The 25,122-nt window shown below is 60.3% G+C and carries 20 protein-coding genes and 1 riboswitch; of the genes, 2 read left to right on the top strand and 18 right to left on the bottom strand.

All coding sequences use genetic code 11. The features are described 5' to 3' along the window. Genes cbiM through GY169_RS04780 form a run of 13 tightly spaced genes read right to left on the bottom strand, consistent with a single transcriptional unit; the run spans position 1 to position 10,813 of the window. Positions 1-738, bottom strand: coding sequence for a cobalt ECF transporter S component CbiM (gene cbiM, locus GY169_RS04840; protein WP_167575117.1), 738 nt, complete (start codon positions 736-738; stop codon positions 1-3). Then, positions 735-1,448, bottom strand: coding sequence for a cobalt-factor II C(20)-methyltransferase (locus GY169_RS04835; RefSeq protein WP_167575116.1), 714 nt, complete (start codon positions 1,446-1,448; stop codon positions 735-737). The genes cbiM and GY169_RS04835 overlap by 4 nt, the downstream gene beginning before the upstream one ends. Continuing rightward, positions 1,445-2,224, bottom strand: coding sequence for a sirohydrochlorin cobaltochelatase (gene cbiK / locus GY169_RS04830; RefSeq protein WP_167575115.1), 780 nt, complete (start codon positions 2,222-2,224; stop codon positions 1,445-1,447). Before cbiK ends, GY169_RS04835 begins: the two co-directional genes overlap by 4 nt. Before the next feature lie 10 nt (positions 2,225-2,234). Further along, positions 2,235-3,020, bottom strand: a complete 786-nt coding sequence (locus GY169_RS04825) for a cobalt-precorrin-6A reductase (RefSeq protein ID WP_167575114.1) — start codon at positions 3,018-3,020, stop codon at positions 2,235-2,237. Beyond that, the gene (locus GY169_RS04820) at positions 3,017-3,742 is read right to left on the bottom strand and encodes a precorrin-3B C(17)-methyltransferase (protein WP_167575113.1); all 726 of its coding nucleotides are present in this window, start codon (positions 3,740-3,742) and stop codon (positions 3,017-3,019) included. The genes GY169_RS04825 and GY169_RS04820 overlap by 4 nt, the downstream gene beginning before the upstream one ends. Then, entirely contained in the window at positions 3,742-4,797 is a 1,056-nt protein-coding gene (cbiG, locus tag GY169_RS04815) for a cobalt-precorrin 5A hydrolase (RefSeq protein WP_167575112.1), read from the bottom strand. The genes GY169_RS04820 and cbiG overlap by 1 nt, the downstream gene beginning before the upstream one ends. After that, a complete protein-coding gene (locus GY169_RS04810) occupies positions 4,778-5,551 on the bottom strand; it encodes a cobalt-precorrin-4 methyltransferase (protein WP_167575111.1) in 774 nt (257 codons plus the stop codon). The genes cbiG and GY169_RS04810 overlap by 20 nt, the downstream gene beginning before the upstream one ends. Continuing rightward, the gene (locus GY169_RS04805) at positions 5,544-6,113 is read right to left on the bottom strand and encodes a decarboxylating cobalt-precorrin-6B (C(15))-methyltransferase (protein ID WP_167575110.1); all 570 of its coding nucleotides are present in this window, start codon (positions 6,111-6,113) and stop codon (positions 5,544-5,546) included. Before GY169_RS04805 ends, GY169_RS04810 begins: the two co-directional genes overlap by 8 nt. Continuing rightward, positions 6,103-6,708: a cobalt-precorrin-7 (C(5))-methyltransferase gene (locus tag GY169_RS04800; protein WP_167575109.1), complete on the bottom strand. Its 606-nt coding sequence runs from the start codon at positions 6,706-6,708 to the stop codon at positions 6,103-6,105. Before GY169_RS04800 ends, GY169_RS04805 begins: the two co-directional genes overlap by 11 nt. Further along, positions 6,702-7,841, bottom strand: a complete 1,140-nt coding sequence (gene cbiD, locus GY169_RS04795) for a cobalt-precorrin-5B (C(1))-methyltransferase CbiD (RefSeq protein WP_167575108.1) — start codon at positions 7,839-7,841, stop codon at positions 6,702-6,704. Before cbiD ends, GY169_RS04800 begins: the two co-directional genes overlap by 7 nt. Further along, positions 7,838-8,473: a cobalt-precorrin-8 methylmutase gene (locus GY169_RS04790; protein WP_167575107.1), complete on the bottom strand. Its 636-nt coding sequence runs from the start codon at positions 8,471-8,473 to the stop codon at positions 7,838-7,840. Before GY169_RS04790 ends, cbiD begins: the two co-directional genes overlap by 4 nt. 10 nt (positions 8,474-8,483) lie before the next feature. Continuing rightward, positions 8,484-9,443, bottom strand: a complete 960-nt coding sequence (gene cbiB / locus GY169_RS04785) for an adenosylcobinamide-phosphate synthase CbiB (RefSeq protein WP_167575106.1) — start codon at positions 9,441-9,443, stop codon at positions 8,484-8,486. Further along, positions 9,440-10,813 (bottom strand): cobyrinate a,c-diamide synthase, encoded by a 1,374-nt coding sequence (locus tag GY169_RS04780; protein ID WP_167575105.1) that lies wholly within the window; start codon positions 10,811-10,813, stop codon positions 9,440-9,442. Before GY169_RS04780 ends, cbiB begins: the two co-directional genes overlap by 4 nt. A gap of 95 nt (positions 10,814-10,908) precedes the next feature. Further along, positions 10,909-11,086: riboswitch (cobalamin riboswitch) on the bottom strand. Between the two features lie 134 nt (positions 11,087-11,220). On the opposite strand from GY169_RS04780, the gene GY169_RS04775 reads away from it, so the two are divergent. Continuing rightward, a complete protein-coding gene (locus GY169_RS04775; RefSeq protein ID WP_167575104.1) occupies positions 11,221-12,090 on the top strand; it encodes an L-threonine kinase in 870 nt (289 codons plus the stop codon). On the opposite strand, the gene cobD is transcribed toward GY169_RS04775, so the two are convergent. Continuing rightward, positions 12,075-13,151, bottom strand: a complete 1,077-nt coding sequence (cobD, locus tag GY169_RS04770; RefSeq protein WP_167575103.1) for a threonine-phosphate decarboxylase CobD — start codon at positions 13,149-13,151, stop codon at positions 12,075-12,077. The genes GY169_RS04775 and cobD overlap by 16 nt on opposite strands. Before the next feature lie 6 nt (positions 13,152-13,157). Further along, positions 13,158-14,411: an N-acetylmuramoyl-L-alanine amidase AmiC gene (gene amiC / locus GY169_RS04765; RefSeq protein WP_167575102.1), complete on the bottom strand. Its 1,254-nt coding sequence runs from the start codon at positions 14,409-14,411 to the stop codon at positions 13,158-13,160. 229 nt (positions 14,412-14,640) lie between these two features. On the opposite strand from amiC, the gene argA reads away from it, so the two are divergent. Then, entirely contained in the window at positions 14,641-15,972 is a 1,332-nt protein-coding gene (gene argA, locus GY169_RS04760) for an amino-acid N-acetyltransferase (protein WP_064543002.1), read from the top strand. Between the two features lie 764 nt (positions 15,973-16,736). Here the strand turns inward: argA and recD are convergent. From recD to ptrA, 3 genes are read right to left on the bottom strand one after another with little or no spacing between them, the layout of a single operon-like run. After that, positions 16,737-18,575, bottom strand: coding sequence for an exodeoxyribonuclease V subunit alpha (recD, locus tag GY169_RS04755; protein ID WP_167575101.1), 1,839 nt, complete (start codon positions 18,573-18,575; stop codon positions 16,737-16,739). Further along, positions 18,572-22,117 carry an exodeoxyribonuclease V subunit beta gene (gene recB, locus GY169_RS04750; RefSeq protein WP_167575100.1) on the bottom strand — a complete coding sequence of 1,182 codons (3,546 nt, stop codon included), beginning with the start codon at positions 22,115-22,117 and terminating at the stop codon, positions 18,572-18,574. The genes recD and recB overlap by 4 nt, the downstream gene beginning before the upstream one ends. Continuing rightward, positions 22,114-24,999 carry a pitrilysin gene (gene ptrA / locus GY169_RS04745; RefSeq protein WP_167575099.1) on the bottom strand — a complete coding sequence of 962 codons (2,886 nt, stop codon included), beginning with the start codon at positions 24,997-24,999 and terminating at the stop codon, positions 22,114-22,116. The genes recB and ptrA overlap by 4 nt, the downstream gene beginning before the upstream one ends. Positions 25,000-25,122 lie beyond the last annotated feature (123 nt).

The following is a 25,122-nucleotide window of genomic DNA, read 5'->3' as shown; positions in this document are numbered from 1 at the left end:
TTAATGCCCTCGCGCCGGGATCAACTGCCGTTTGGTCAGTTGGTCGTAGATCATCACCGTTAACAGCCCTTCCGCGATGGCGATCGGAATCTGCGTCAAACAGAAGATCGCCATAAACTTCAGGCTCGATCCGACAGCACCCACCTGCGGATCCGGAAAAGCGACGCCCAGCTGTAGCGAGGTGACAAAGTAGGTGGCCAGATCCGCAAACATGGCGCAGAGAAAGACCGATACATCGCGACGGAACCCCGCCTTACAGGCCATTTTCCACACCAGATAGCCGACGACGGGCCCAATCACCGCCATCGACATGCCGTTCGCGCCGAGCGTTGTCAGCCCGCCGTGCGCCAGCAATAGCGCCTGGAACAACAGCACGATCGCGCCAAGAATGGCCACGACGCCCGGCCCAAACAGGATCACCGCCAGCCCGACGCCTGTCGGGTGTGAGCAGCTCCCGGTTACCGACGGGATCTTCAACGCTGAGAGTACAAAGATAAACGCCCCACACAGCGCCAGCAGCACCTTCTGGTTGCTATCGTCCTGCACGATGCGGCGCAGGCGCACCAGCCCGTACCACAGGCACGGCAAGAACAGCAGCCACCAGGCCAGCGCCCACATCGGCGGCAGAAAGCCTTCCATAATGTGCATGGCGAACGCCTGCTCCGGCACCACCAGCAACAACAACGCCGCTGCCAGACCGCTCAACGACAGTTTTTTCAATTGTTGATCCGCTTTCATCGTTTCGCCTCCCACTGCTTGTTCACCAGGATGGTCGAGAAATAGGGCAGCGGCTGATCGTCATGAACCTCGGCCAGATTGCGCCAGCACTGCTCGCCGGGCAGCGTCGCTTCGGCCATCAGCAGCGCGTGGTTCAGCAACGCGGCTTTCGCCAGCAGCGCTTTGATCCGCGGGAAACGTCCGTAGACCTTCATCAGCACCAGGCTGTCGTGCTGCGCTAGCGCGCGCTCAATCTCTTCTTCCGGCGCGGTGCAGGCAACCACCGCCAGCGACTGCTGCTCCATCGCCAGCGGCATTTGCGCACCAGCGGCAATAGCGGCAAACGAGGTCACGCCGGGCACAATCTCCAGCCACGCCGGGTGTCCGATGCGCTGGAGTAAAAAGACCCAGGTGCTGAACAGCATCGCATCGCCAAGGGTAATGAAGCCGACGTTTTTTCCGGCCTCCACTTCACGCACCAGCGCCGCCGACACGTCATCCCACACCGCCTCTTTTTCGGCGCTGTCGGCGCTCATCGGGAAGTGACAGCAGCGCACTTCCGTCTGCTCGCCGAGGTATTCACGCACGATAGAGAGCGCCAGGCTGTCACCGCCTTTGCGCCCTGCCGGGGCATAGAGAATATCCAGCGAGCCCAGAATGCGCGCCGCGCGTACGGTAATCAGGTCAGATGCACCCGGCCCGGTGCTCAGGGCATACAGTTTGCCGCTCATGCCGCCTCCAGAGACTGCTTTAGATGCTCAACAAACATCGCCCGTACCACCGGGTTTTCCCCCAGTCCGCGCAGCCACGGCGTGGCGGGAATACCGGCGGCATTAAACCGTGTTTTCCACGAATCGTCTTCGTCAGAGGCCATGTCGTTAATCGCATGGTCGCCCGCCACCAGCATCAGCGGCATCAGGTGCACGGCACGTACGCCCTCTTTGCTCATGCTGTCGATCAACACCTCCACTTCCGGGTAACTCTCCACCGCGCCAACCCGCGCCGGGAAACGCTGGGCAGTCATCATATGGTCGAGACAGGCGTAAGCGGCAAAAGCGTGGTGGCTGGCGCCGTGGCCCATAAACACCACCTTTTCGTTGGCGTTGAGCGCTGGCATCTGATGTTCCAGCGCCTGCATTAAACGTTGGTAGTCGTTGTGGCTGCTCAGCAACGGCGTGCCCAGCGTCAGACGTTTAAATCGTGGACGCTGGCTCTGCACTTCGCGGGCGATTTTTTCATATTCGTCGCCGTTGATAATATGCAGCGACTGGACGGCCACATCGTCATAGCCCAGTTCGGCGAGCTTTTGCAGCGCTTCCAGCGGCGTGTCGATGTCAATCCCATCACGCTGTTTGAGCTTGCGGATAATCATCCCGGAGGTAAAGGCGCGAAACAGTTCGCGGTCCGGGCAGCTGGCCGCCAGCGCCTGTTCGCAGGCGACAATATTTTTCTCACAGGTGTCGTGGTAGCTGGTACCAAAACTCACCACCAATAGGGCTTTTTTCATATTGAATTCCTTATGCCGAAGCCTGCCAGCGCGCCAGGCGCTCGGCAAAGGCCGGTAAACTGTCGAGTAGCTCATCGCCGCCGACCAGCGGCATCGGGCGGGTAATAACCACGCAGGGAATGCCGGCATCAAGGCACGGCTGCACCTTTTCCTGATAGCCGCCTTCTGCGCCGGAAGCTTTGGTGACTACCACGTCGGCGCGACAATGGCGATAAAAGGCAGCGTTAAACTCAGCGCTGAACGGTGCGCAGATCGCGAAAATGTCGCCGACGCCAAAGCCCAAGCTGGCGCACTGCTGTACCACCTCAGGGACTGGCAGCACGCGGGCAAGCAGCGTTTTTTCCGGCAGACCCGCGCGCCACTGCGCCAGGTCCTTGCTGCCGGTGGTCAGCAGCACGCGCTGGCCCAGCGGGCGTATCAGCGCGCAGGCCTCCTCAATGCTGGCGACGTAATGCAGCAGCGGATGCGCTAGCGCATCAAGCTGCTCCGGGCGCTGATAGCGGCTCAGCAAAACGCCCGCCTGTGAGCAGGCGTCGAGTACGTTACGGCTGACGGCTTCGGCATACGGGTGCGAGGCATCGATCACCCAGCGGGTACCGTGCGCCTGAAGCCAGGCCACCATCTCCGCACAATCCAACCGCCCGCAGCGCACCTGTCCCTGAATATCCCCGGCCAACGCCTCGCCGGTAGGCGTGGCGACCGAGACGGTGTATTGCACGTTTGCCGCATCCAATAGCTGGCAAATCGCCCGCGCATCGCTGGTGCCGCCCACCACCAGAACCTCCCCGAAACTCACAGCACGTAGCCTCGCGGGGTAATCATCAGCCCGTCCTGCACGTAAGTGGTTTTGTTGCCGACGATGACCAGGCTGGTCATATCCACCGGTTCAAAATCCATCGCGCCGAGGGTCGTGAGCCATTTTTCCTGCTTTTTACGTCCGGCAGATTTCACCACGCCCACCGGGGTGTCGGCGCTTTTAACGGCGGAAAGCAGTTCAAAGGCGCGCGCCAGATGCCCTTCGCGGCCCCGGCTGCGCGGGTTATAGAAGCAGATAACAAAGTCGGCTTCCCCGGCGGCGATAATGCGTTTTTCAATCACCGGCCACGGCGTCAGCAGGTCGCTCAGGCTGATATGGCAGAAGTCATGCATCAGCGGCGCGCCCAGCAGCGAGGCGGCGGCAATGCTGGCGGTCATCCCCGGAATCAGGCGCACTTCCACGTCGAGCTTCTGTTTACTGACCAGTTCAAGCACCAGCCCCGCCATGCCGTAGATGCCCGCGTCGCCGCTGCTGATTAGCGCCACGTTGTGCCCGGCCTGCGCCAGTTCAATCGCCGCCTGACAGCGTTCAATCTCTTTGCACATCCCGGTTTTGATCACCTGCTTGTCGCCGGTAAAAGCCTTCACCAGATGGGTGTAAGTTTTATAACCGACGACGATTTCCGCCGCCTGCAGCGCGTCGACGGCCTCCATGGTCATCATCGCCTGCGAGCCAGGGCCAATTCCAATAACGCTTAACATCAGTGTGTTACTCCCAAAGTAATGGTGATGCCCTGTTCGCGCAGGGTCTCACCGAGTAGATGCCCATTGCTCAGCAGCCACGCCGCCGGGCCGGAAACGCTGCCGACGCCGACCGTTTGCTTCACAAACCGCGACGAGGGAAAACGGTGTTCGTGTTCACGCAGGGCGTCCACGCTGAACACGTTAAATGGCACGTCAAGGTCGCTTGCCAGCTGAATCAGCCCCAACTCGTCCTGCTTGAGGGCGATGCTGCCGATAGCCTTCAGCGCCAGCGGGTCTACCTCCTGACACGCAAGCTGACGATGCAACAACTCGCCAAGAAGCGTGCAAGGCGTGCCGCGTCGGCAGCCAATGCCTGCCACAATGCGTCGTGGTACCAGCTTCCAGTGTGGGAGTTTCAGTTCAGGCAGCGCAGCGCGCAGGGTGATGCACACCAGCGCATCCAGCTCAGGCAGCGCGTTCAGGTCGCTGACGGTAATAAACCCGCGTCGGTCGCAGCGGCTGACCTCATCGGCAAACATGTCGTCCCACCACAGCCCCACGCGCTGCTGGCTAACCAGCATCTGGTTAACGGTTTTCACCGCCGTGCGGAAGTCGTGCATCCGCGCGTTAAGCTGGCAGGCCAGCGTATCCAGCGCCGCCACGTCGTTAACGTCGGTGGCGGTAGTGATAACCGGGTCGACGCCGAGAATGCCCGCCAGATGCCGGGCGAGGTTGTTCGCCCCGCCGATATGCCCGGAGAGCAAGCTGATGACGTGCTGACCGCGTTCATCAATCACCACCACCGCCGGGTCGTGGAATTTATCGACCAGCAGCGGCGCAAGCGTGCGCACCGCAATCCCGGTCGCGCCGATAAAAATCAGCGCCGTATCGCGATAAAACGCCTGCCCGACGCTCGCCGCGAAGCCGCCGTCAAACGGCAGGAATCCCGGTTCCACCAGCCCTGCGCGGGTATAACAGGCCATCGGCAGCGCGGCGCTCAGCCGTTTTGCCAACGCCACGCCGCCGGGGGTCAGGCAAAAGAGCGCAATGCGCTCAGGCTTTGCGGTATTCATGGCTAAAGTCCGCGGCGTAGAGACGCGAGTAGTGGTACTCCTCGCCGAGGAAGTCACCGACCAGGATCAGCGCGGTTTTGCGTATATCGGCATCGCGCACCTTGTCGGCGATATCCAAAAGCGTGCCGCGTACGGTCTGGCTCTCAGGCCAGGTAGCTTTGTAAATCACCGCCACCGGCGTGGTTGCCGGGTAGCCGCCGTCCATCAGCCGCTCGGCGACTTTGTTAATGCGCTGCACGGAGAGGTAAATCGCCATCGAGGTGCGATGTTGCGCAAAAGACTCCAGCTGTTCGCGCTCCGGCACCGGGGTGCGCCCTTCGAGGCGAGTGATGATAAGGCTCTGCGACACTTCCGGTACCGTGTACTCGACGCCCAGTTCCGCCGCCGCGCCGAGAAAGGCGCTCACCCCCGGTACCACCTGCCAGGCAATGCCGCGACGGGTCAGCTCTTCGCCCTGCTCGCGCACCGAACCGTATAGCGACACGTCGCCGGTTTGCAGGCGTACCACCATTTTTCCGGCCTTCACGCCCGCTTCCATCAGGTCGAGAATTTGCTCAAGGTGCAGCTCGGCGCTGTCGTGACACTCAGCCTCAGCCGGGCAGTAGCTCAGCAGTTCGGGGTTAATCAGCGAACCGGCGTAAATCACCACCTGCGCCTGTTGCAGCAGGCGGTAGCCCTTCAGGGTGATCAGGTCGCGGTCGCCGGGGCCTGCGCCGACAAACCAGACACAGCGTAAATCAAAGGCATCACTCATGGATTTCTTCCTTCTGACAGGCAATCACAAAAACGGGGTTATGCGGTTTGAAATAGTGGCCGCTGCCCAGCGCGGTAAGCGCCGAGACGTTCAGCTGCTGGCAGTCCACCGCCGTCACGCCCGCCTGCTGGAGGTGTTCGAGGGCGCAGTGCAGGTTTTCCTGCAAAATAAAGGTCATCACCAGCCGCCCACCGGGGCGCAGATGGCGCAGCGACCAGTCAATCAGCGCGGTAAGGTGACCGCCGCTGCCGCCCATAAAGATCGCGTCGGCGCGTTCGACGCTGACGTCAGGGGCTTCACCGGCAATAATCGACACGTTCCCGCAGGCAAAGCGCTGGCAGTTTTCCGCCAGCAAACGCAGCGCCGCCGGGTTGCGTTCAATCGCCGTGACCGCCAGCGTCGGATTTTGCAGCGCGGCTTCAATCGACACGCTGCCGGTCCCCGCGCCGATATCAATTAGGTGGCTGGCCCAGTGCAGCTCCAGCTTTGAGAGCGCCAGCGCCCGCACCGCTTCCTTGGTCATCGGCACCTTTTCGCCGCGCAGAAACAGCTCATCTTTCATCGAGGATCACCACCGTGTTCATCTCATAGTCGTTGTGGACTGCGCTCACCGGCAGCCAGTGAATGCGCTCGTTGTCCAGCGCCAGATTTTCACCAATCACCATCCAACGATGGCCCTTACCGCGAGCAACCAGCGCGGCGGCAATCTCTTTCGGCCCGCAGCGTTTATCGGTGACCATCGCCACCTTGCGATGCGCGGCGAGCGTGTCGAAGCACACGTCGCGCCCGTGGCTGCTGGTTAGCCACATGTCGTTCATATCAATGCCCGCCCGCGCGCACAGGTACTGCACCGCGCTGACGCCGGGGACCACCTGCACGTTTTCACGGCCGAAGTGAGCAATCAGCCGCGTGCCGATGCCGTAAAACAGCGGGTCGCCGGAGGCCAGCACTACCACGTTCTGTGTCGCACGTTGGCTAATCCATGTCAGTACCTGCGCAATATTGGCCCCCAGCGGGCAGCGCTCGCCGGTAAAGTCCGGGAACTGCGCCAGGTGCCGCGTGCCACCGACCAGCGCGTCAGCGCGCGCAACGGCTGCTTGCGCCAGCGGCGTCATCAACTGCATGCCCGCCGGCCCCATCCCCACAACGGTTAACATTGCATGTCCCTCACGATATCGCCGACCGGACGGTTGCTACCGAGGAGCTGGTTATCAAACGAGAACATAATGGCGTCGCAGATAGGCGGATTTTGCGTAAAGCGCAGACGTTGCAGCACGCGCTGACAGATACGCCCGGCAAGGTGGTTGTAAATTGTCTGGAAACCGTAGGCGTCGATGTGTTCCATCGCCGCTTCGGTGGTGTCGCACTCGCTCACCAGGGTAAGCAGTTCAAGCGGCGCGCCGAGCAGCGCCAGATGGGCCACCAGCGTCTCCATGCGCCCATCGGCGATATGGCTGTGGGTATGGAAAATCCCGGCGGCGATTTTGACCAGCTTGCCGGGGTGACCAATCAGCACAATCTGGCGGAAGCCAAGGCGCACCGACTCTTCAATCATGTAGCCGACGAAGTTGCTCATGGTGACCACCACCTGCGGGTCAATGCCCATTTGCTCGCGCACGAAGCGTTCGCCGTGGTTGCCCGGTACCAGCACCACCCGCTCCAACCCGGCGGCGCGCTTCATTTCCAGCTCCAGCGCCAGCGAGCGCTTCCAGCTCTCTTCCGACATCGGCGTCACAATGCCGGTGGTGCCGATAATCGAGATCCCGCCCAGAATACCCAGCCGCGAGTTATAGGTTTTCTTCGCCCGCTCCTCGCCTTCCGGGGCAAAAATCTCCACCTCAGCGCCGCGCGCCGGGCCGATGGCCTCACGGACGGCGGTTTCGATGGTGTGACGTGGGGTACGGTTAATCGCCGCGCTGCCGATGGGCAAGCCGATGCCTTTGCGGGTGACCGTGCCAACGCCTTCACCACCGTGCAGGATAATCTCGCCGCTGTCGTTAAGGGTCACGCGGGCGAAAATCAGCATCCCATGAGTAGCATCAATGTCATCGCCGCCGTCCTTGCGAATGGCGGCAATCCCCTGCTGACCTTCCACGTGCGGCGACTCTACGTTCAGGTTCAGCGTGACGCCCGACGGCGTGACGATCGATACCTGGTGAATCAGGTGCTGACGCATCACCATTAGCGCGGCAACCTTCGCCGCCGCCGTGGCGCACGAACCGGTGGTATAGCCCTTGCGCAGCGCCTTGCCGTTATGCCAGACCGGGGCGTCGAAGGCAGCGTCGTTCATTGCGCGGCCTGCAGATGGTAGAGAATGGCGTTAACGATCGCCGCCGCGACGTTGCTGCCGCCTTTGCGCCCCAGCGCGGCGATGCCCGGCAGGCTGCTTTTGCTCAGCGCCTCTTTCGATTCCGCCGCGCCGACAAACCCGACCGGCACGCCAATCACCCCGCTGACGTCCAGATCTTCATGCTCCATCAGGCGGAACAGCGCGGTGGGCGCATTGCCGAAGACGAACACTTTGTCGCCCTCTTCTTTGGCGGCAATATCCACCGCCGCCATCGAGCGGGTAATGCCCTGCGCTTTGGCTTCGCGCACCACGCGCGGGTCGCTGATGTAACAGCGGCACTCGCCGCCGAAGGTCGCCAGCAGATTTTTATTGATGCCGGAGAGCGCCATGGTGGTATCAGTGTACAGCGTGCATGGGCGGCTGAGCGCTGCACTCAGCCGGGTTAAGGCATCGGGCGCGAACCACAGAATATCCAGCCACTCAAAATCGGCGGTGGTGTGGATCACCCGTTTGATAATCGCCTCGTGCAGCGGGCTTTCGAAACGATACGCCGGGCGGGTTTGCGCGATAATGTCGCTGATGATTTCGAAGCTCTTGCGCTCAATCGCTTGCGGTTGCTGGATATAGTTCATGCTGTTCTCCTCAGGCCGCGCCCATCAATCCGTACCTGACCGCCATAAACAGCAGCAGGGCCAGCGTGGAGGCCACCCACATCAGTCGTATCGTTCGGGAAATGTCATCGATGGCGATAGCGCGTCGGGCGTCGCCGATCCACGGCTTCTCCACGCGCTGACCAAAATAGTCGTTCGGGCCGCCGAGCCGCACGCCCAGCGCCCCGGCGACGGCGGCCTCTGACCACGCGCAGTTCGGGCTGCTGTGGTTGTAACGGTCACGCCAGCCGATGCGCAGCGCGCGCGGGCCGTCAAAACGGCAAAGAAATGCGGCTACGCTTATCAGCAGCCAGCTCAAGCGAGCGGGAATAAAATTGGCGACATCATCCAGCCGGGCGCTGACCATGCCGATAGCGCGGTACTTTTCATGTTTGTAGCCCACCATCGAATCGAGGGTGTTGACGGCTTTGTAGGCCATGGCCAGCGGCGCGCCGCCGAGCAGCAGGAAGAATAGCGGCGCGATAATGCCATCAACGGTGTTTTCCGCCACCGTCTCCACCACCGCACGGTTAATCTGCTCCGGCTGAAGCTGTGAAGTATCGCGGCCGACAATCCATGAGAGTTTAATTCGGCTCTCGACCAGGTCGCCCACGCGTAGCGGGCGCTCAACATCCTGCGCAGAGCGGGCCAGGCAGCGTCCGGCCAGCACGGTGAAAATCATCCACACCTCAACGCCCCAACCCAGCCACGGGTGAATCAACGTCGCCAGGTGCAGTACGCCCCAGGCGATGCCGTAGGTCAGCCCTACCACCGCCAGCCACATCACGCCGCCGCCGATACGCAGGGCGCGATCGCTGCGACAAATACGGCGCACGACGCGCTGAACGAAATGAATCAGGTTACCTATCCAGCGCACGGGATGCGGCCAGCTCTGCGGATCGCCGATAAGAAAGTCGAGCAGCCATGCACAGCACCAGGCGAGTAGCGTCATAGAGCGCTCCTTGCGGCGGCGAACCAGTGGTTCAGCATGTCGGGGCACTGGGCAAAGTGAACGTGGAGATAGCTGGCAAACGTGTTGCCAAGCTGCCAGCCCCCCTGCCATCGCTGAAGCACGACGCCATCACGAGTTTTCCGACACGCCATCGCCGCCGGGAGTCGGGCGGTGAAATCAGAGTAGTGGAACTCGTGACCACGCAGCACTTCGCCGGGCGCGGCAAGCAGCGTTTGCTGCTCAGCCTGCGCTTCACAGTAACCAAAACGGGTGAGACGTTTGCCCATTTTGCTGTCGCCGGGGAGAATGTTTGCCATGGCGTAGACCTCACCCTGCGCATCCTCCAGCGTGGTGCCGAGATACATCAGGCCGCCGCATTCGGCGTAAATCGCCACGCCGCGCTCATGCGCCGCCCGCAGCTGGGCCAGCATAGGCGCGTTGGCGGCAAGCGCTCGGGCGTGCAGTTCCGGGTAGCCGCCGCCGAGCCAGATCATCTGGCAGTCGGGAAGTACCGCATCATGCAATGGGCTAAAGCGGACAAGGGTTACGCCCGCGCGTTCCAGCAGCGCAAGATTATCCGGGTAGTAGAAATTGAACGCTTCATCATCCGCGACCGCGAGGGTAAGCCCCTCGCCGCTGGCCGGCATCGGCGGCCACTCGCCCGGCGGTAACGTGTTCAACGCGCTCAGCTCCAGCAGACGATCGACATCCAGCGTCCGTTCCAGCGTCGCGGCGAAATCCTGCCACGGCTGCGCATCGATGAGCGATTCTCGGGCGGTGACCAGACCAAGGTGACGTTCCGGCAGTGATACCCCTTCCGCGCGCGGCACGTAGCCGAGCACCGGCAGGTCGCAGTAACGCTCAATGGCGTTTTTCAGCAGTTGGAAGTGGCTATCGCTGTTGACGCAGTTGACGATGACGCCCGCGATATTCAGGCTCGGGTCGAAGTGCTGAAACCCCATCACCGTGGCGGCAATGGAGGTGGAGACCGCCTTACCGTCCACCAGCAGAATCACCGGGCAGCCCAGCTGTTTAGCCATCGCCGCGCTGCTGCAATAGTTGGGGTCGGTACCGTAACCATCATAGAGGCCCATCACGCCTTCAATAACGGCAATATCGGCCTGCTGCATCTGTTCGCCGAACAGCGCATTGAGCGTAGAAGGGGGCAGCATAAAGCCGTCGAGATTGCGGGACGCGACGCCACACAGTGCGGTATGCCAGCCGGTATCGAGGTAGTCCGGGCCGACTTTATAGGGCTGAACGCGCAGGCCGCGCTGCTGAAGCAGCCTCAGCAGGCCGAGCGTCACCGTGGTTTTACCACAGCCGCTGCCGGTGCCTGCGAGGATAAATGCGTGCTGTCTGGCTGCCATACCCTGACCCTATTCAGGGTGGTTCTCGGGTATAGCCGTGCGCACGCCCAGTCCGAAGACTGTGCGACTCAAAGCAACCCACTTCCCACCGAAGTTGTTGTGAATGGCCAACAGGCAGGTCTTCTGGCTTAGCGTCATCCTCACCCGTCCTTCCCGATCCTCAGGATCAGTGGTCTTCACGGGGTCGTCAGCATTACAGCAGCGGGGGCTGCGAGGGATTTACACCCTCTTCCCTGGCACATACTATGCCAAACCTGTTGGTTGCAGATTTATGCCGGCACATCGACCCGCATAAAATAAAAAGCAGGTTACTCTAGCGCCGCGAAAGAAGGATTTCGTTGCGCTATGACAATACCGGCATATTTATTTACGGTAGTTATATTTCGTTTGGCAAGGCAAGGAAAATCATGAGCGTGGCGCGCTGTCCCGCCTCCGGTGGGGAACTGATTCAGGGCTGGATTCTCGGCAGCGAAAAGCTCGTCTCCTGCCCGATAGACTGGTATAGCACCGTGGAAGTGCGCGAGGGCGTGCCGCTCGTCAATGAGCGACCGCTGGCGCGGGCGATGGTCAATACGCTGCTGGCGCGCTGGGACTATCCACCAACGCTGAGCCAGACGCTACGCATTGAGATTGACTCGACTATTCCCGTGGCAAAAGGGATGGCCAGCAGCACCGCTGATATTGCCGCCACTGCCGTTGCCACTGCGCATCATTTGGGACATTCACTCAGTGAATCTGAACTGGCGGCGCTGTGCGTCTCGCTGGAGCCGACGGACAGCACCCTGTTTCATGCGCTGACGCTTTTCGATCACCACCATGCCCAAACCCAGATTGCCTGCGCCCCCGCCCCCCATTTTGACCTGCTGGTGCTGGAGAGCCCGGTTCAGCTTCGCACCGCCGACTATCACCGCCTACCGCGACGCACGGCGCTGGAGGCCAACGCCGGGGTGCTGCAACAGGCATGGGATAAGGTACAAACCGCCTGCACGGGCAATAACCCCAGCCTGCTCGGCGAAGCGGCGACGCTCAGCGCTGTCGCGAGCCAGACTCTGCTGCCAAAGCCGGGTTTTACGGCGCTGCTTTCACTTGTCGAAAGGTGTGGCCTGTACGGCCTGACGGTGGCGCACAGCGGCAGCGTGGTCGGGCTGATGCTCGACCGTCGCTATCATGATGTGGATTATCTGCACTGGGCACTGGCACAGCGCGACCTGGCGGCGCACTGGCCGCAGCGGCATCTGCTCGCGTCAGTGAATGGCGGGGTTCAGGCCAGCGCCTGACGCAGCGCCGTCAATAACCGCTGGTTTTCTTGGCGACTGCGAATCGCCACGCGGAAGTAGCGCCCGTCCAGCCCCGGATAGTTGGCGCAGCTGCGAATCAGAATCTGTTTCTCCAGCAACGCATACTGCAGATCAACCTCCGCTCGCTCGCAGCGCAGGAAAAGGTAGTTCGCCCGCCCCGGATACACCTTCAGCCCCTCAATCTCACCCAGCGCCCGGTAAAAGCGCGTGCCTTCGTCAGCTAACCAGCGAAACGTCGCCTGTTGATAATCATGATCGTTGAGCACCACCTCTCCGGCCAGCGCGGCAAAAGCGTTGATTGACCACGGCATCTGCCGCTGACGCAGCCTGGCTACCGCTCGTTCATCGCTGTTCAGCAAATAGCCCAGCCGAAGGCCGGGAATGGCATAGAATTTGGTGAGCGATCGCAGCACCCAGACGTGCGGATACTGCGCCAGTCGTGGGATAAAGCCCGCTTCATCGGGAATAAAATCGAGAAAGGCTTCATCGAGGACCAGCGCGATTTCCAGCGCGCGACAGCGTTCGGCGATTGTCGTCAGCAGCGCGCCATCCGGCAGCAGGCCGGTAGGGTTATTTGGCGTGCAAAGAAACAGGCAGTCCAGCTCGGCGGTCAGCGCCGGAAGAATACGTTCAGTCAGCTGCCAGTCGTCCTCTTCACGCAGGAAAAAGGTCTCGATGGCGCAATCAACGGTTTCCAGCGCCCGACGATATTCGGCAAACCCGGGCGCAACCACCATCGCCCGGCGTGGGCGCAGCCCCTGGACGAGCGTAAAGATGGATTCGGTTTCGCCGTTGCCCGCCAGAATCCATGTCGGCGGAACGTTATGGTGCGCCGCCAGCGCCTGATGCAGCTGCTGATACTCGACGTCAGGGTAACGTTCGGCGCAGCTGAGCTGGGCGACAATCGCGCGTTTTAAGCTTTCAGGCATACCCAGCGGGTTAATGTTGGCGCTGAAATCCAGCAGTTGGTCGGCGGCAACTCCCATCAGCGCCGCCGCTTCGCGGATATTGCCGCCGTGGGCGCTTTTCAGACGCGACACGCCCGGTTACCCGCGCCGCGCCAGCGTTGCGCCGTCGGCGAAGTAGGCCTTAATGCCAGCGAGGATCGACTCGGCCACTTCCTGCTGGAACTTCGCGGTTTTCAGCTTGCGTTCTTCTTCAACGTTACTGATAAACGCCGTTTCGACGAGGATCGACGGAATATCCGGCGCTTTCAGCACCGCAAATCCGGCCTGCTCAACCTGATTTTTATGCAGGTTGTTAATCTGCCCCATCTTCTTGAGCACCGCTTTCCCAAACTTCAGGCTGTCGGCGATGGTCAGCGATTGCACCATATCGAACATGGTGTGGTCGACGTAGCGGTCGCCACTTTTGCTGACGCCACCGATCAAGTCCGAGGCGTTCTGGGTCTGCGCGAGGTATTTCGCCGCCGTACTGGTGGCTCCCTTGGTGGAAAGCGCAAACACCGATGAGCCGCTCGGCTGGCGGCTGGTAAAGGCATCCGCGTGAATAGAAACAAACAGGTCGGCGCGCTGTTTCTGGGCTTTGGCCACCCGCACCTTCAGCGGAATAAAGATATCTTCGTTGCGCGTCATGTAGGCCTTCATATTGCCTTCTTTCTCAATCAGCGCGCGCAGGCGACGGGCAATTTGCAGCACCACGTCTTTTTCCCGCGTCTTATACAGCCCCACCGCCCCGGAGTCTTCACCGCCGTGTCCGGGGTCAAGCATAATGACAATTGGCCGATCGCGACCGGCTTTCCCCGGCTGCGGCCCGCTCTGCGCTGGCGGCACCTGCTTTTCGAGGCCGTCTTTGTTGTACTCTTCCAGCAGCGCCAGCAGCGGGTCCTCCTGCACATCGTTCGCGTTAGCGGGGTAGAGATCCATCACCAGACGTTCTTTAAAGTTGGCAACCGGCGCGAGGGCAAACAGCTGCGGTTTGACGTCCTGCTTCAGCTCAAACACCATGCGCACGGTCTGTGGGTCGAACTGGCCGACACGCGCGGATTTAATGAACGGATCGTCGCCGCGAATCTGCGCCGCCATCCCTTTCAGCACCGAGTTGAGGTTCACCCCTTCAAGATCAACCACCAGGCGGTCGGGATTGCTCAACGCAAACTGCCGATACTTGAGCACGCGGTTGGACTCCACCGTAACGCGCGTGTAGCTGGACGCAGGCCAGATGCGGACGGCCACCACCTGACTGACGGCAGCGAAACCAACCTGACTGACACTTAGCAACCACATGGCGCCCGCCCCTTTTAACAGGCGGCGACGACTCAAAGACTGACTTCCTGACATGCTCTATCCCAGGCAAAAAAAGACGATTTCAAATTAAGCAAAATATGATTGACCGAAAACTTTAACCAAAGGCGAATAAACTGTCATCTATAAAAGGGTAAACATTCGTTGGTTAAGCGAAATTTGGCGGAGATTTTTCCCATGTTTAGGCAAATTCCGGCTTGCGTTTAGCGCAAAAACAGAATAAAAATACACTTATTACGAATAATAATGCATTGAGGGTTGTGCCGTGGTGAAGGAACGTAGAACCGAACTGGTCGAGGGGTTTCGTCATTCAGTCCCCTATATTAACGCTCATCGGGGCAAGACGTTTGTCATCATGCTTGGCGGCGAAGCCATTGAGCATGAGAACTTTTCAAGCATTGTCAATGATATAGGGCTGCTGCACAGCCTGGGCATCCGCCTGGTGCTGGTCTACGGCGCGCGTCCGCAAATCGACGCCAATCTGGCCGAACATCAGCATCAGCCAACCTATCATAAACACATTCGTGTCACCGATAGCAAAACCCTTGAACTGGTTAAGCAGGCAGCGGGCCAACTGCAGCTGGATATCACCGCGCGTCTGTCGATGAGCCTGAACAATACGCCGCTCCAGGGCGCACACATCAATGTGGTCAGCGGTAACTTTATCATCGCCCAGCCGCTGGGCGTGGATGACGGTATCGACTACTGTCACAGCGGGCGTATTCGTCGTATTGATGAAGAGGCGATCCACCGCCAGCTCGACAGCGGCGCCATTGTGCTGATGGGGCCGGTAGCCGTCTCCGTCACCGGCGAAAGTTTTAACCTGACTTCGGAAGAAATTGCCACTCAGCTGGCGATTAAGCTGAAGGCCGAGAAGATGATTGGCTTCTGCTCGTCGCAGGGCGTTTACAACGAAGCCGGTGAAATCGTTCCTGAGCTGTTCCCGAACGAAGCGCAGGCGCGCATCGAAGAGCTGGAACAGGAAGGCGACTACCTTTCCGGTACCGCGCGCTTCCTGCGCGGCGCGGTGAAAGCTTGCCGTAGCGGCGTGCGCCGCAGCCACCTGATCAGCTATCAGGAAGACGGCGCGCTGTTGCAGGAATTGTTCTCACGCGACGGTATCGGTACGCAAATTGTGATGGAGAGCGCCGAGCAGATCCGCCGCGCCACCATTAACGATATCGGCGGTATCCTCGACCTGATTGCGCCGCTGGAGCAGCAAGGGATTCTGGTGCGTCGCTCACGCGAGCAACTGGAGATGGAGATCGACAAGTTCACGATTATTCAACGCGATAACACCACCATCGCCTGTGCCGCACTCTATCCGTTCCCGGAAGAGAAGATTGGCGAAATGGCCTGCGTGGCGGTGCATCCGGACTATCGCAGCTCCTCGCGCGGCGAAGTGCTCCTTGAGCGCATTACCGCGCAGGCGAAGCAAATGGGGCTGAATCATCTGTTCGTGCTGACCACCCGCAGTATTCACTGGTTCCAGGAGCGTGGGTTTAAACCGGTTGATGTCGAGTTGCTGCCGGAGAGTAAGAAGCAGCTTTATAACTATCAGCGTCGTTCGAAGGTGCTGATGGCGGATTTAGTCTAGCTGCGCCGATAGTCCCCTGCTTTTTAAGGGCTGTCTCTTATACACAAATTTGAGGGGACAAGACCTTAGCTATATGTCGGTAAGGTGAAAGGTTCCGTTCACTTTACGTCAGGCGGAACATGAGGTCTTTTCACCGGTGAACGGGCCAAGGGGGGCGGCCGCGCCCCCCTTGACAATCCCCGCGGCCCCGCAGGGAAATCGGTGCTTCGCACTGCACTCACCTACGAACTCCAGCCTGCGGCACGGCGAAACTCGACATCCTGTCTCGGTTCGCCTCAGTCCGCCATCCATGGCGTCCTGACCTTGTCTTCCATTCTCCGGCTCGCCGATTTCCAGCGGGGACTCATCGGTTTCAGTAGCTCTGGTTTTTGCTGTTAACTAAAAGACCGCACTGGTGTTGGTGGCGTCTAAATCGCCGAAGCGTTCCCTGAAGGCCGGGGCAGCCCACAGGGATGTGGGCTGAGGGCGCGGCTTTACAGGGATGTTACCTCGCGCCCGACCCGAAAGCCGTAAGGGATAAGCTGAGGGCACCGCGAAGCGGCGATTTTGCCGCCAGAGCCCGGGGGTGCAGGGGGCGGCGGCGATTGGCCGCCCCTTGCGCGCTCCATGCGCCCGTGCAATTTATGTGGCGAGAGCTGAATAAGGAGCGCAACGGAGTGATAAATCCAGATATACCTCCCCCTAAAAATAACTGTCGCAGGGTGTTTGTGTATAAAGAGCAGCCCTTCGAAAGGGAAGGCGACACATTGTGCCCACGCTTACCGCTATGCCATCTCCGCAAATATCACCGACAATCCGCTGCGCCGTTCTGTACGCGTGGCAATCGCCGCAGCCAGCAGATTTTCATCGGCATACATCGACAGGCGTGACTTCGCGCGAGTAATCGCGGTGTAGACCAGCTCACGGCTAACCACCGGCACCAGCTGTGTCGGCAGTACCAGTGCGGCGTGAGTAAACTCGGAACCCTGCGATTTATGCACCGTCATCGCCCAGGCGGTATCGTGATCCGGCAGACGGCTTGGCTGCACCGATTTAATGGTCCCGTCCGGCATCGGGAACCAGACACGCATCCCCTGCCCACGCTCTAACGCCACGCCGATATCACCGTTAAACAGCCCCAGCGCGCTGTCGTTACGGCTAATCATCACCGGGCGACCTTCATACCAGCGCGAGTGGCGCTGCGGCTGAATCAGGCGATGACGCTCCAACAGCTGTTCGAACTGCGTATTCAGCCCGCCGACGCCCCACGGCCCTTCCCGCAGCGCGCACAACAGTTGATATTCACCGAACGCCGCCAGCACCTCCGCGGGCTCGGCCTGCTCGCGTAAAAGCTGTAAATAATGACCGTAGCCCATCCGCGCATCGTCGAGCATGGCGGCATAATCATCCGTCGCGCGCAGCGGTTTAAGTTCGATATCGCTAAAGCCGCGGGCGAAGACCTCGCCAACGGCCTTTTTATCGCCCCGGTTTACCGCACCCGCCAGTTGCCCAATCCCCGAGTCGCTGCCAAAACGGTAGCTGGTGCGCAGCAGGCAGAGGCTGTCGCGCAGCGCCCCCGCCGTTTGGCCTTCACCCGCCGGGAGGTCGCTCCCTACCAGGCGGCTTAGCTGCGCCGCGCGTTCAGGCGTATAGCCAGCGTTCACCCAGCTACAGATATCCCCCAGTACCGCGCCCGCCTCAACCGACGCCAGCTGATCGCGGTCGCCGAGGAAGATGATTCGCCCGTGCGGCGGCAGCGCGTCAATCAGCCGCGCCATCATCGGCAGGTCGATCATTGAGGCTTCGTCGACCACCAGCACATCAAGGTGCAGCGGGTTGCCCGCGTGGTAGCGCATTTTCTGGCTGCCGGGTTGCGCGCCCAGTAGGCGGTGCAGCGTGCTGGCCTCGGTCGGCAGCATCGCTTTATGCGCGTCGCTTAGCGTCAGTTTACGCAGCGCCGCGCCCAAAGATTCGGTAAGGCGCGCAGCCGCTTTACCCGTCGGGGCCGCCAGGCGAATACGGAGTTTTTCGGCATTCGCCATCTGTACCAGCGCCGCCAGCAGTTTGGCGACGGTGGTGGTTTTCCCGGTGCCAGGGCCGCCGGAGATCACCGAAATACGCCGCGTCAGCGCAACGGCGGCAGCGACTTTCTGCCAGTCGACGTTGTCACTGGTGGGGAACAGCGCGCTCAGTGTCTGCTGGAGCTGCGCCTCGTCTACCGCCAGCGGAACCTGGGTGTCGCTAAAGAAGCGCGCCACCGTCAGCTCGTTATGCCACATGCGGTTGAGGTACAGCCGGTCACGGCTCAGTATCAGCGGCGACGGGCGTTCACCGGCACTCACGGCCTTAGAAGCCAGCAACAGCTCAGCCCAGTCTTCTGGCGCGTCGGCATCGGTGAACAGTTGCTGCCAGAATTCACGCGCGCGCCCTTTCGCCTGCATCGTCGCACTCAGGTGCGACAGAGGCAGGCACACGTGCCCTTCACCGGTATCGCGGCTGAGCATCGCCGCCGCCAGCATCACCGCCGGGTGCTCATCGTGCGCGACCATCAGCGCAAACTGTACGTCCAGAGGGCGCAGCAGACGCTGCTCGGCGGCATCCAGCAAACGTTGTTCGAGACTCATGCGTCCATCTCCTCGCCTTCTCCGGCAAACAGTGCATCCATGGCCGCAATGAGCGCGGGGTCTGGCCGGGTAGTGAATATCCCTTGCTGCCCCGCGTCGCGGTCAACGCCGCGCAGGAACAGGTAAATCACGCCGCCGAAGTGGCGTTGATAGTCATAATCGGCAATGCGATGGCGCAGATAGCGGTGTAGCGCCAGGCTATAGAGCTGATACTGCAAGTCGTAGCGGTGCGACTGCATCGCTTCGGCCATCGCCTGTTGGGTGTAGGCCTCGCCGTTCTCTCCCAGCCAGTTGGACTTGTAGTCGAGCAGGTAGTAGCGCCCATCGTGGCGGAACACCAGGTCGATAAAGCCTTTCAGCATGCCGCGTACCTGGCGGAAATCGAGCGTAGGGCAGCCTGCCGAAAGCGGGTCATAGCGGCGGGTTAAGGCATCCAGCGCCAGCGGGTCGAGCGGCCGGTTGATGGGCAAATAAAACTCCATTTCCACCTGTTTTTGCTGTGCGCTCAACTGATTAAGCGCAATGCCGGTATCCGCCAGCGGCGCGGCCAGCACTTGTGAAATCCACGCCGTCAGCACCGGCTCCCATTCTTCGCCAAAGCCGTTGCTTTGCAGCTTTTCCAGCATCCACTCGGATGAAACCGGCTGGGTAAAGTCGAGGTCTTCAAACAGACTGTGCAGGAAAGTCCCCGGCGATGCGCCGCGCGGGAAATTATGCGGCGTCAGCGTCGGTTCCGGCAGCGTTTCCTGTGCGCCGGCGGCGTCAATATCCAGACGCGGCAGCAGATCCTGCGCCACGCTGTGGCCGCGTTGTTGCAGGCCGGAATAGCTGGTGACTCGCCAGTCGTCCACGACGCGACGCAGCACCTGACGCGCCGCCAGTTCAGGCATTTGTGCCTGAGTGGCCTGCCAACGCGCGTCGTCGGGCGCTGTCGCCAGCGTCAGCGCAATGTGCTCATCGCACAGCGCACGCAGACAGGCTTCCAGACCCGCGGCGTCGAGTACCTCGCCTTTCTGCATCAACCTTCCCGGCGCGCTGTGATGGAGTTCGGTATCGGTCGGTTTATCGCTGCGCCGCGCGGTGAGCGCCGCCAGCCCCAGGCTACAGTGCCACACGGCGCGGGTTAAGGCGACGTACAGCAGGCGCAGGTCTTCTGCCAGACGCTCGGCCTCCGCCAACTCCAGGCTTTCATCGCTTTCGTTAAGATCCAGCACCGCCGCGAAGGATTCCCGATCGTGATAGAACGCCTGCTTCTCTTTACGAAAACGGGCGATAAACGGCAGCCAGACCAGCGGATATTCCAGCCCTTTCGACTTGTGAATGGTGACAATCTGCACCAGGTGTTTGTCGCTCTCCAGACGCATTTGCTGGCTGGAAGCGTTGGTGTCCGGCTCGGCGATTTGCTGGTTCAGCCAGCGTACCAGCGCGTGCTCGCTCTCAAGCCCGGTGGCCGCTTCTTGTAGCAGCTCGCTAAGATGCAGAATATCGGTTAAACGCCGTTCGCCGCCGTGAGTGGCGAGCAGGTTTTCCGCGAGGGAGCGCGCATTCATCAGGGCACGAATCATCGGCATCACACCGCGGCGCTGCCAGATAAGCCGATAGTCGCTGAACTCCTCCACCAGCGCATCCCAGGCGTGCTCATCCTGATTCAGCTGCTCAATGTCCCGCGCGTTCAGGCCAAACATCGCCGTCGCCAGCGCGCTGCGCAGGGTATTTTCCCGCTCCGGCGTCAGCACCGCCTGCAGCACCCACAAAAGCTCCTGCGCTTCCGGGGTTTCGAATACGCTGTCGCGGTTGGAAAGATACACCGACGGAATAGCCAGCGCATTCAGCGCATCGCGAATCAACGAGGCTTCCTGGCGGTTACGCACCAGCACGGTAATGTCTGAGGCCTGCACCGGACGCGCGCTGTCGCCGCGCCACAGCAGCGCCGTGCCGCGTTGGCCGCCGGTGAGCCAGTCGCGAATCTGCGCCGCGCACTGCTGGGCCATAAAAATCTGGTAGTCGCCCGCGCTAACGCCCTCACCAGGCATCAGACAGAGGTTCATTGCCGGTTGATTTTCGCCGTCAACCTCAAAACGTAGCGAGGCATTTTTCTCGGCGGATTTGACCGGCAGGAACGGAATATCGCGGAACATAAAGGGGTTATCAACCTGCCCAAACAGGCGGTTGACGCTTGCCACCATGCCCGGCGCGGAACGCCAGTTAGTATCGAGCGTATAGTGCGCCGCCACATCGCTGCGCGCACGCATGTAGGTAAAGATATCGGCGCCGCGGAAAGCGTAGATCGCCTGCTTCGGGTCGCCAATCAGCAGCAACGCGGTCTCCGGCTGTTGGCGCCAGATGCGGCGGAAAATACGGTACTGCTGCGGGTCGGTATCCTGGAATTCATCGATCATCGCCACCGGAAAACGCTGTCGAATGGCGGCGGCTAACGCCTCGCCGCTTTCGCTCTCCAGCGCTTCATCAAGGCGGCTTAGCATATCGTCAAAGCCCAACTCGCCGCGGCGGCGCTTCTCGCGGGCTACCGCCTCACGAATCTCTTTCATCGCCTGGGCAATCACCAGGTCGTTGAGTGTGAGCGGCGAGTCCAGTAGACGCTCAATGGCGCTGAACAGCGGGTGCGTTGGCACTTCTCCGCCCGCTTTGGTGCGTTCAGCCAGGAACGACTGGCTGAATTTTTCCAGCGCATCGGGGAGCTGGTAGTTTTTGCTCTCTTCCTGCGCCCAGGCGCTGATCTTGTCGATCCACTTGCCCTGGTTGCCGCGGTTGAATTTGCGACGATCGATACCCGAGTTTTCCAGCAGCGGTTCAAGATCGCCGACCGCAGCCAGCCACTGCTGTTTGATGTCGCCAATCTGCGCGAGGATCTGCTGATGACGTGATTCCAGCGTTTCGGTCGCACTGAGCGGCATCTTCAGCTGCGGCGCCTCCCCTTGCAGATAACGGTCGATCGATTTCAGCAGATCCTGCGGCCCTTTCCAGGACTCGACGATCACCTGCGCAATTTCGCGGTTCAGCGGGTAGCAGTGACGTCGCCAGAAGTCGGCGCAGGCCTGATAGCGCAGCTGAGATTCATCTTCAATCAGTTGCTGTTCGAACAGCATCCCCGACTCAAAAGCATTGAGGCTAAGCATGCGCTGACAGAAACCGTGGATGGTAAAGACCGCGGCGTCATCCATCTGCCGTTCAGCCAGCAGAAGGACGTTCGCCGCCTGTTGAGGATCGTCGATTTCCGCCAGCAGGCTGGCATACAGCGGGTTGTCGGTGGCGTTACGCAGACAGGCGACGCGCAGTTCATGAATGTTGCTGCGAATACGCCCGCGCAGTTCTTCAGTTGCCGCCTCGGTGAAGGTCACCACCAGCAGCTCTTCGACGTTGACCGGCCGGGGAAAGGCGGCCTCGCCGCCCAGCCCCAGCAGAAGCCGCAGGTAGAGTGCGGCGATGGTGAAGGTTTTTCCGGTGCCCGCTGAGGCTTCAATCAGGCGCTCACCGTAGAGGGGCAAACGCAGGGGATTAAGGGACTCAGCAGTTACGGTCATTCGTTCTCTCGTCTTATCGGTAAGGTTTGCTGCAACGCGCTAATGCTCTCCCATACCTTCCAGCCTTCCGGGTGCGCATAGTCCGTCTTACCATTCTGGCTGCCGGAAACCTGCGACAGCACCGTCATGCCCTGTGGCGCAACGACGGTCTGGTGGAAGAAATCAGCCAGCTTCTGCGGCGTTAACAGCTTAATCTGGGCCACTACTTTAGCACGTGAATCAAAGGCCATATTACCGCGATCGAAATCTTTGCTCAGCTGTGAGGCTTCATCACCGAGCGTTTGCGGCGCTTGCAGCATGTCGGCGATCACCGCCTGCTGCAGCTGCGCGAACTCTTCCGGCTTCATCGCCCGCAGCTTTTGCTCGGCGGTCGGGAAGAAGGCTTTGAAACGTTGCCACAGGAACGCCGGCTGTTTGTCATTGCTTTGCAGCAGGAAGCCCATGCCCCACTGACGGCCAATGTTCATCGAAAAGGCAAACACGGCGTAGCCAAGCTGTTCTTCAGTACGCAGCTGATTGTAGAACCACGGCTGGACAATCTGCGCCAGCATGGCGCTTGCCGCCGAGCTGGAGAACTCATCCACGTTCGGCGGGACAAACACCGCCGCCAGCGCCGAGTCGGTACTGTTGCCCGCTTTTTCAAAGATGGCGTTCTGCTGTTTTTCCACCAGCACATCTTTGTTACGGCACCATTCGTTACCGTTAGCGCCAAGCTGCGACTGGATACCGCGCGCCAGCGTCGTCGACTGCTCAGCGCTCAGGTTGCCAATTACCATAAACTCCGGGCGTCCGCCGGTTTTCAGTTGATCGCGGTAGGCCATCACCTCTTTCAGCGTGATCGACGGCAGCAGCGCCTTGCGGTCCTCGCGCTGGAAATAGGGCACCTGCGACACCATCTGCACCGGCATAATCGCCTGTTCGTAGGCTTTGCCTTTATCCGCCGAGTCCATCATCTGCTTGTACCAGGATTTTGCCTGCTCAAGCTGATCTTCGGTCGGCGTATAGCTGAAATAACCTTCTAACAGCGCACCAAACAGCTGCGGCAGACGCTGGGTGTAACCGTTGGCGTTAAGCATCAGGCCGTTGTTGGCGCCGGTCGAGAAGCTGATCCCGCCGACGGCGGCCTGGTTGCTGAGCTGGTCGAGCGCAATGCCCGCCAGATAGTCGTTGAGAGCGAACATCACCTGATTTTTGGCGCTATCCATCGCCTGCGGGTTACGCAGGATCATGGTGATATCGGCCTTCGGTTCAGACGCAAAATAGCGGCTCGGCATATAGACCAGACGCAGATTTGGTTCGTCGATAATCAGCTCCGGATGCGCGTAGCTTTTTTCGTTCTTGATCAGCGTGAAGTCATCGGGGATATACGGGTTCAGTTGCGGCAGATTCAGCGTGATGTCGTCGGCCGCTTTCTGCCACTTCGCGAACGTCTCCGCGCTGATTTTATCGACCTGATACGGCGCATCAACAAAGTAAGCCGTCTTGTTATGCGGCTCTTTCGGGCTGATGTACCAGATACGCGCATTCTGCGGCGTCATCATCGCCAGGCGATCTTTTATCGCCTGCGCATCGTAACGATCGGCAATGTTCACCGCATCGAGCGTGTGTTCGACCGGCACGCGAATCATGGTGTCCGCCAACCATTCGACGTAGTCCATATCGCGGTTAATCGACGGATAGCGGAAGTCGAGGTCCAGCACGTGAGCCAGTTCATCAAAGTAGCTTTTGTCGACGCCCTTCTGGCGCAGCATGTCGAGGTAGCTAAAGATAGCCGCCACCACCTGATCCCGGTTAGCAAGGCCCTTGTCGGTTAAGGTGGCGGAGATTGCCAGCACGCCGCTGTTGCCGTTAACGACCGGGTCGGAATCGGCGCGAATGCCTTCAACCAGCCCCTGCTTTTGCAGCCAGTCAGACAGCGTGCCCGGCGTGCGGTTACCGATAAGGTAGGTGATGAGCTCATCGGTTTTGCTGCGGAACTGGGCCGAGTTGTTATCAATACGGAACTCGACGCGCAGCACTTTACGCGGCAGCGCGGGTACGTAGTGGATAACGATGCCCTTCTGCGCGTCGGTGACCACCGGAACGGTAATTTCCGGGCGCTTGATAGATTTATTCGGCACGCGGCCATAGGTTTGTGCCGCAATCTGCGCCAGCTCCGGCAGCGGTTTATTACTGTAAATCACCGCCTTCATCAGGTTGGCGGAGTAGTATTTGTCGCGGAAGGCCAGCAGCGATTCATACACCGGGCTATTCGGCTTGTCGCTCAGCGTTTCCAGGTTGCCGCCAGAGAAGCGCGCGCCGGGGTGCGCCGGGTTGATGGTTTCAGCGCTAACCTGTGCCATACGCATACCGTCGCGGCTGCGCGCCATGGTCAGCTCAGCGTTTACCGCGTTACGTTCGCGGTCGGCGTATTTTTTATCCAGCAGCGGTTCAGCAATGGCATCCGCCAGACGGTCAACGGCCCCCTGCAAGGCATCGTTTTCGACTTCAAGGTAGAAGGCGGTGCGATACGGCGCGGTGCTGGCATTGTGGCTGCCGCCGTGCAGCTTGAGGAATTCCGAGAGGCTATCGGGCTGCGGGTAGTGCTTCGAGCCCATCAACGTCATATGTTCAAGGAAATGCGCAAGGCCCGGATGCGAATCAGGATCTTCCAGCGAACCAACCGGTACCACCAGCGCCGACAGCGATTTCACCGCCTGCGGATCGGATACCAACAGCACGACCATCTTGTTATCCAGCGTAATCGCCTGATATTGACGGGTATCTTTTTCGCTTTTACGGATGGTTTCCTGAATCGGTTGCCATCCGGTGTCTGCCTGACCTACGGTCGCCCAAAAGGCGGTGACAAAAACTACAATACTCAACCAGATACTGCGGGGCATTCACGGACCTCACCATTAACAAATACTGCTGAATCTTAATGCTTGTGCGGGCAGCTCCCGGCCAGACAAATGGATCTGGCGGCTGCCACTCATCGGTCCGTGACGCGTTGCGCATAGTAAATG

The sequence above is a fragment of the Kluyvera genomosp. 3 genome (assembly GCF_011765685.1).
Taxonomy (GTDB): domain Bacteria; phylum Pseudomonadota; class Gammaproteobacteria; order Enterobacterales; family Enterobacteriaceae; genus Kluyvera; species Kluyvera georgiana_A.
The sequence above is the reverse complement of the archived record's forward strand: the minus strand, read 5'-3'. Positions and strand labels throughout refer to the sequence as shown.